This window comes from Flavobacterium sp. Arc2, assembly GCF_041431385.1.
Classification (GTDB): domain Bacteria; phylum Bacteroidota; class Bacteroidia; order Flavobacteriales; family Flavobacteriaceae; genus Flavobacterium.
Window position 1 is genome coordinate 176,706 of the sequence record NZ_JASMRH010000009.1, and the last position, 7,771, is coordinate 184,476.

The 7,771-nt window shown below is 35.1% G+C and carries 8 protein-coding genes; 3 read left to right on the forward strand and 5 right to left on the reverse strand.

Features of this window, described 5'->3' with window-relative positions; translation table 11 throughout:
* Nucleotides 1–260: 260 nt before the first annotated feature.
* The 4 genes from QO182_RS08530 to mddA all read right to left on the reverse strand — a co-directional run bounded on the left by QO182_RS08530 (nt 261) and on the right by mddA (nt 4,590).
* Nucleotides 261–2,105, reverse strand: a complete 1,845-nt coding sequence (locus QO182_RS08530; RefSeq protein ID WP_371560991.1) for a cystathionine beta-synthase — start codon at nt 2,103–2,105, stop codon at nt 261–263.
* Between the two features lie 411 nt (nt 2,106–2,516).
* Nucleotides 2,517–2,882 (reverse strand): hypothetical protein, encoded by a 366-nt coding sequence (locus tag QO182_RS08535; RefSeq protein ID WP_371560993.1) that lies wholly within the window; start codon nt 2,880–2,882, stop codon nt 2,517–2,519.
* Nucleotides 2,883–3,233: 351 nt separating this feature from the next.
* Nucleotides 3,234–3,569, reverse strand: a complete 336-nt coding sequence (locus tag QO182_RS08540; protein WP_371561007.1) for a YegP family protein — start codon at nt 3,567–3,569, stop codon at nt 3,234–3,236.
* Nucleotides 3,570–3,825: 256 nt separating this feature from the next.
* On the reverse strand, nt 3,826–4,590 hold the full coding sequence (gene mddA / locus QO182_RS08545; protein WP_371561009.1) for a methanethiol S-methyltransferase: 765 nt from the start codon (nt 4,588–4,590) through the stop codon (nt 3,826–3,828).
* A 286-nt stretch (nt 4,591–4,876) separates the two neighbouring features.
* On the opposite strand from mddA, the gene QO182_RS08550 reads away from it, so the two are divergent.
* The 3 genes from QO182_RS08550 to QO182_RS08560 all read left to right on the forward strand — a co-directional run bounded on the left by QO182_RS08550 (nt 4,877) and on the right by QO182_RS08560 (nt 6,685).
* Nucleotides 4,877–5,050: a hypothetical protein gene (locus QO182_RS08550; protein ID WP_371535714.1), complete on the forward strand. Its 174-nt coding sequence runs from the start codon at nt 4,877–4,879 to the stop codon at nt 5,048–5,050.
* Between the two features lie 169 nt (nt 5,051–5,219).
* Nucleotides 5,220–5,597, forward strand: a complete 378-nt coding sequence (locus QO182_RS08555; RefSeq protein ID WP_371560995.1) for a hypothetical protein — start codon at nt 5,220–5,222, stop codon at nt 5,595–5,597.
* A gap of 806 nt (nt 5,598–6,403) precedes the next feature.
* Nucleotides 6,404–6,685 (forward strand): hypothetical protein, encoded by a 282-nt coding sequence (locus QO182_RS08560; RefSeq protein WP_371560997.1) that lies wholly within the window; start codon nt 6,404–6,406, stop codon nt 6,683–6,685.
* Nucleotides 6,686–7,118: 433 nt separating this feature from the next.
* Here QO182_RS08560 and QO182_RS08565 read toward each other — a convergent pair whose 3' ends face one another.
* A complete protein-coding gene (locus QO182_RS08565) occupies nt 7,119–7,667 on the reverse strand; it encodes a transposase (protein ID WP_371560999.1) in 549 nt (182 codons plus the stop codon).
* Nucleotides 7,668–7,771 lie beyond the last annotated feature (104 nt).

Consider the following 7,771-nt stretch of genomic DNA (forward strand, 5'->3'; position numbering starts at 1 on the left):
TATTTTGATTCGGATGACTTTAATTTTAGCTAAAGGTTTAATTCTGAGGTTTTTTAAACCTTTTATTTCAACAGTTCTCTTTTTTGTTAGTAACAATACCGATTAGTGCAAAGGTTCTTTAGGAAAAACGGAGCAGCTTACAGATTTATCATTATTATTCCCTTTGCTATTTAAGTACATGCAACTTTTCAGACGCATGTACTTATAGCTTATTTTATATAATTAGACACACAATATGGCCTCTTTAATTATAGATGATTTTACATGTTTTCAACAAATTTTGAAAAGACTTTTTTATGTAGGTCTAAATCCATATCGGGAGAAAGTGAGGCACGCACAATATAATCTTTGTCACCTTCTTTAGTAGTCCCTTGAGTAGATGTCGCAGGTATCGTCCAGTAACATCCTTTTAACTGCCCGTAGCTCACACAAAATTTACTTTCATTAGGGATTTCTGTAATCATCAAATTGATTAATTTTAAATTCAATTCTCTTTTATGCGCTTCTTTTTCTTCAGCAGTATTCCCTTTAGTGGGTAGGTCTAATGAGAAAACAGAAGGTGTAAATCCTTGTTCTGCTAGTTCTTCTGAAACAAAATTGATTTTCGCTTCTGGTAATGTTTCGTGGATGAAGTTTACAAAATCGCGTGTATTTTTATAAGCATCAATAATTCTTTGATTCATTGAAGGCAATTGTTTGGCTAATATTTCATACTGCAGTGCCGTAGCTTCATTATCGCATAGGTCTAGATGCAGTGCTATTTTTTCCATCAAAGCATCCGTTTTTTTATTCCCTACACAGTAACCAGCGGTACATTGCCCACCACTAGGGAATTTTGATCCACTAGCAAATGAAATCGTTCTAACCGTTGCAAGTATGTCCTCTTCCCCTAAAAAGTGAACATTAGGGCAAAATGTTTGATCTAAAATAAAAACGGGATCGATAGCAATTGCACCTGCAGCCGTTTTTCGTTCTTGACTTAAAACATTTTTTAAATCTATAAGATTTGGAACTTCAACTCTCGGGTTTGTTGGAATCTCAGCAATGATGTAAGGAACAGCGTCTTCATTAGCAATTTGGGTTAAAACGGTATCAATACTTTGAACCATGTCGTTATCGCCATCCACTAGTAAATCTACTATTTCAACATTATCAATACAAGTAGCAACACGTCTTGCTTGGTCATTTGTACCACCATAGCAATTAGGAGGAACAATAATTTTTATCGCCTTTCCTTTGTGTTTTTCAACGGCATCATGAATTAATCCCATTAAAATCGCATACTGAATCGACAGCCCGCTAGAAGCAACTAGTGGCTTTGTGCTCGAATTAGTAATTGTTGTAATCGAATGTAAGACCGCTTTTTTATCTGCTTCAATATTACTTTCTTTAGTTTCAATACGAGATTGTGATACTAAAGACTTCAAAGCTGTAAGAGAATCATCAGGTGTCATTGCAATGGTTTCTCTTCTTCTTACATGTTGAATATCTGAAATGTAACTTTCGTTTTTCTCTCCATTTACAACTAAAACACTTCCTAAGTCGTCATAAAGACTGATGAAAAAATCAACGCCATTAGGAATGTCAATTGTACCAAATTTTTCTTCTTTCGAAAGTAAAACGGTACTGCCATTAAATGCTGGAATTGCCTCCACATTTTCCACTTTCTTTAAATCAAAATGATAACTGTAGGTGTTTTTTACTAAATCAGCATCAAAAAAATCTGTTAGTTCATCAGTATAAATGATTTGGGTATTTTTATTGTCTAATAAATTTTTTCTTAGAACTGCCAAAACAGGAACTGTCTTTGACGAAAAGCTGATTACGTTTTCTGATTTTAGATTATTTAACTTAGCAATTGCCCATTCAAGTACACAGGATAAAGGATGTCCTAATCGAATATAGTCGTAAGCAGTGGGTAATTCACTTAGTGACGATGGTTCAGAATTATTAGCATTGTATAAGGCTTCAAACTGATCTAAGAATTGCGTTTTGGCTAATTTCTCATCATAAATATCTAGTCGGTGCGTTGTTGTACTCAACCAGCCAGCTGGCATATTTTTTAATACTTCTTTTATATAATTTAGCATTTTATTGTCTTTCATGATTTTATCTTTAGATAGGCCGCAATTTACGTTAATTTGATTTATTTTAAAGGGTTGCCAACTGTTTTGTTGGATTGTGCCTCACAGTTTAGCGCATGTGCAATAGCAGAGTTGGTAATTTATAACCTATTTGAAAACCACCAAATTAATCTTTCTTATCTTGTTGTTCTGTGTGATGTTGTTTTCTAAGAGAAGTTTCGTCTCCTACGTTCATTCCGTTTGACATTCCTATCATAAAAGCAGTAATGAATAACATTAGTTTTCTTTTTACCCAAAGAGTAGGCCGCTTAGATTGCTCTAAACGTTTTTTGTTTTTGTGTTTATACATGGTGTAAATGATAAATGATTAGGCATTTTTTTCATCATCGTTATGCGTTGAATTGCATAAGTGCTTAGAAAAGAAAATCTCTTCTAGGCTATGTGTAAACTGGAATAAGGATTGCTTGAAGTGCTTATTTTGCTCAAAAAAACGTGTTGTGCTTTGATTGCACTGATGTCTTGATAAAGTACAATTTGCAATTTTAGTTGCACCTTAATGTGAAGACTATAAATATCTTGAAGCTGCAACTGTGCCAAAGGAATTGGCGGTAAAGTTTTCTCAGATGAAGTTCTCTGATTGAAACGGTATGATTTAGAGTTCTTAAAATCCTTTCTAATCGTGAAGTACGAAACTTGATCGTAAGGGGCTGCATTTGATCGAGAATCTAAAATACCATCATTCACAATCAGACCAAAAGCCAGAAAGAGAGAAAAGAGATATTTTAAATATTTGGTCAATTTATTTGATTCGAATTATACTTCAAAATTACAAAAGTTGTTGTAAAGTATTGGATGATTTATTTTGTTTATTTTTTAAATAGTTGAATTGTTAATTATCTAAATTTCTTGTTGCTTTTTTTAAGTTGTGTGTTTACGAGCGGTCGCTTGCGCTAGCTGAAGGAATGTCATCCTCGTGTCAGTAAGGGATCTGATTTAAGAAGACTAATGATAAAAGTCTTTATTATGAAAAGCTACTGCCTGCTAATTGTTATAGTCCATGTATTAAAATGTAGCACCGGAATAACTAAAAAAAGCCCAGCTTAATATTTTAAACTGGTTTTTTTATGAACTTAAGTCTATAAAATCAACTTAGGCTGTCTGATCATCGATTGTCGCCTCAGTAGCATTATTCTTAACCGATTCAATTCCCTTGTCTCTTGATGCCGCGCTTGAATAAATTTCACTCGTTCCAATGACCTGATGATTAGCTGCTTTCAAGTTGAAGTAAGGCTTTCCGATGGACGAGTCTTTGCGGTCGTAGTTCGCGTCTTCCGAGGCATTTTTTCGCACGGACTCCATTCCGTTTTCGCAGGCTGCTTTAGAGTTATACGATTCGCTGGTCAGAACAATCTCGCCATTTGCCGCTTTCAAGTTAAAATGGAACGATCCATTTTCCGATTTAGTAATTACAAATTTTCCCATAATTATATAATGTGTTGATTAGTATAAATTTAAGAAAAATATCAGTAAAAGGAAAATAAAATTGATTTATTTTATTTTTGAAAAAAAAACACTCGAATTTTGGTATCAATCTTTGATTGGCTTCAAATCTCCCATTGCGCTAACCGGGTCTTAGGCAGCTAATCTGGATGCATTAGTCATTAACGCGACAGCAAGGGAATGTCCCGGTGCGCTTTGCATCCTTTCCCTGATTCAAAGGTGATTTATGTCAGGGAACGCGTTATCCTTTTTTTGTGAATGGAATAAGCATTGGTACTTTATTTTCGTAGTCTTCGTATGCTTTCCCGATAGATTCGCGAAGGTCTTTTTCCTCTAAATGTTTTACCGCAACGACTATATATAAAGTGGTAGTGACAGCGAATAGTAAGTGTCCGACGGTCATTACCGGCGTTGCCCAAAAGGCGATGACGTATCCCAACATGATAGGATGTCGGACAATTTTGTATAAGTAATTGGTTTGGAATTCTGAAGATGGAGCGATTTTGTCTTTCAGGTTATCAAAAATTTGCTTTAAGCCAAAAAGGTCAAAATGATTAATCATGAATGTGGAGAGAAGCGCCACAAGCCACCCAAATAAAAATACTCCGGTTATAATCACGGCGATAGTTTCATTGTCAGCTTTCCAGACAATCGCGGTTATCGGTTGCCATTTCCAATACATTAAAAGCAGTGCCAAACTGGAGAACAGAACGTAAGTGCTGCGTTCGATGACAGGACTGATAAACGCGGTAATCCATTTTTTAAAAGCCGGTCTCGCCATCAAACTATGCTGGATTGCAAAAACGCTTAGCAATAGAACGTCGATTAGCAGTGATGGCAACAAAGCGGTTTCGGTGCCGGAGTCGATTGATTTTGGGACGAAACTATTACTCAAAAATCCAATCGCATAAAGAATGGTAAATAGAAATAGGAGGTACGCCAATGCACCGTAAATGAATGAAATTATTTTTTTGATGATACTAAGTTTTAGATTAATTGTTACGATTGTTTAATTTTAAGAATTATAACTGGTATTAAGGGTGTTTTCGAATGAATGAAGTACAGGTGTTTGATCAAAAATAGTATTTGAAAGATACGAAACAAACTTTAAATGAAATTCCGGAACCGCGACTGTGGCAAAAAAAATCAGGCAGGGGAGGCTGTGCGCAGCGTTTTAGCGAAAAACATGTAAATTATGTAATCATTGTCTAGAATTGTATTACTTTTTAGACAGTGTATTGTGTTATATTTACTTACCGCAAATTAATAGCGGATTATCTAAAATCATTTATATGAAAAACCCCTCAGCGCCAAAAAGAATTACCTGGATTATAGGATTGATTTGTGGCATACTTGGAATTATTGGGCATTTCTCAAACGTTCCGATTTTAACAGAACACAATTACACACTATTGCTTATTGGTTTCGTTGTTTTGGCAGTAGGAACCACTTTAAAAGAAGTTTAAGTAATTAGATTACGCCTGTAAATTCCACTTGCAAATAGCTTCTAAAAAGCCAAAATTCAGGAAATTTTGGATGGCTGAACAAGAAATTTCGCAGAGTAGAAAGCAATTGGTCTTATCAGGCATGCTTTTTACAGTTTAATACAAATAGTAATATAATAAATACATAATAATGTCAGAAAAAAACAAAAAACAATTTGGTGTTTGGATGGATTCACACCACGCAACTATCGTAGGTAGAGAAAATGTAGAATCAGGTGAGTTTGTAGTATTAGGTCACGAAAAAATGGACAGTCAAGGTAGTAACTCAAATGAAAACGCAGCAAATAATGCTGAAAGAGATTTGCTGCACAAATTATTCAAAAACATCACTGCCCACATGCAGAATGTTGATGAACTGCATGTGACTGGAACGGGTACTGCTCAAGAACAATTTATTAAATACTTGAAGGAAACGCCACAGTATAAAAATGTTGACGCTACAGAAAGCACATCTAATAAAATGAGTGATGAAAGTTTTGTTGAATATGTGGCTACACAGTTCAAATAGTCGTTTTAAATAAACAAAGCTATTTATCAGTTTAAATAAATGCCCCAAAAAGCCGTGTGCTATTTGGGGCATTTTTGCTATAAATAGACTGCTTTTTATGCTTTCTGTGCTAGAGTGGAAAACAATTGGCAGGCCGATAATTTTTTGCCCAGGCTATATTTTCAATCCAGTCCCGGATCTGGACATTAACCCCATAAGCGATCTGCAATCGTTTTGAATGCGCAACGTTTCCATGGGACAACACCGCAAATTAATCACTAACAAGCATTGGCACACTGAAAAAAATCACCAAAAAAAGAGAGGGCACTTAAATAAAGCGTAAATTTATATCAAACCAAAAAAAGTCGTCGTATTGATAGTTAGTATTTTACAACTTTATTAAGTTCCGTTGATGATAAAAATAATTACTGCATATTTCACGGGAATAATGGCTGTTCATCCAGGTATCCTTTGAAACTTAGTGGCAAAAAACGGATATTATTTATGGTTGAAGGCTACTCAGTTACAAACTAATATATTTCGCAATTAAGCAATCGGTAATGGGGAAAATTATAAAAACAGCGTGGGTAGCCGCTATCGTGTTGCTATTATGCAGCTTTACGATCAGGGCACAGCAAAGATACCAAACCAGGGAAGGGATGATGGAGGTTATTGGCTCGTACAGGGATTCCATAGTAATTGCCACCAGCGATCATTTGTTTGTTTTAATCAATTATCAAACTGCCGAAATCGGATTGTCGCTTGATCCGGCCACTTTACGCACCGAAACAGATTCGTTGAATGTGACACTGATAAACTCACCCCTAATGCCCGTAATACTAGAAGGAAAACTGAACATTTCCCATGTGAACACATTACAGCAGCCAGATCAGGAACTGAATTTTACGGCACAACTTCATATGAATAAAATAGTGAACACGATATACGCAAACGGGGCACTTAAACACAGTACGGGCTCCGACAACTTTTCTTCCTTGCTTACGCTAAATTTTAAATTGCGATTAAGCGATTTTGGGATTGTTGTGCCAGAAGGCTGGAGCGACGAGATAACGATACAGATTTATCATGCGATGCTCAAAACTGAATGAAATAAAAACGGCTTCACCAGGAAAGTATCGGACATAAAATTAAACAATAAAGTTTTAAACTTTTTTAAGTCTGTAACTTTTTACTGTATTTGCTTCTCTTTGTGGGCACAGGTGAATACCTGCGCTAACGTTTGCGCATTTCAGAGCGATCGAGTACATTATACATTTGTTGTTTTGTTATAGGTTCGAATACTTCTATTTATTAGAACTACAATTATGGTAAATAGACAAATTGTGAATAATAACAATAGGTATACAAGATATCCCTCAATCTCATGATCCAAAAAATCTATTTTTAATTTATATAATCTTAAATATTTTACAGCCAAGCTAAAAACATATATAATTAAAGATGTCCATAAACAAACAATTATATATTCATTAAAAGTTCTCCCCGCTAGCGCGAGCGTTCCGCTCGTGCCCACATTCAAAATCAATTCACGTCTATCTCTAAAACTGTTTGGTCATTATTTCCATAATTTCTAGCACTGCTGTATTTCCAATCTATTGGATCAGTTACAAAACCCGTTTCTACTGGATTTTGATGAATATAATTAAGCTTTTGTTCAAAAACTTTCAACGACCAAATTTCTATAGGATGATTATCTTGTTGCCAAAATTGTCTATGCTTTACATTACTATTCTTTTTACCAGCTCGTTCCATCATCCAAAGCATCCATTCTCTTCGGCTCTCCTGTGAGTTTTCTTCAATTGTTTGTAACATTTTTTTTGAAGTAAAACCTTTGAAGTCACGCATCAATCCTGAGGGATCGCCATTTCCCGAACGAAAGATTAAATGTACGTGACTTGGCATAATGCAATATCCATATATTTCCATCCCCTTATTCTTTCTACAAAAATCTAATGATTCTATAATATTCCAGAAATAAATATCTCTTGTAAAAACATCTATCCAATTTATGGTTGCGAAACTCACAAAATAAGCTCCTGTTTTTTTGCCAAATTTATATTTTGCACTCATTTAATTAATTGTTGCGTTTACTTTGCGGGCACGAGCGGGACGCTCGCGCTCAATGTCATTAAGTTAAGGGTTTTTCAAAAGCTATCTTTTTGATTTTTAGTTAT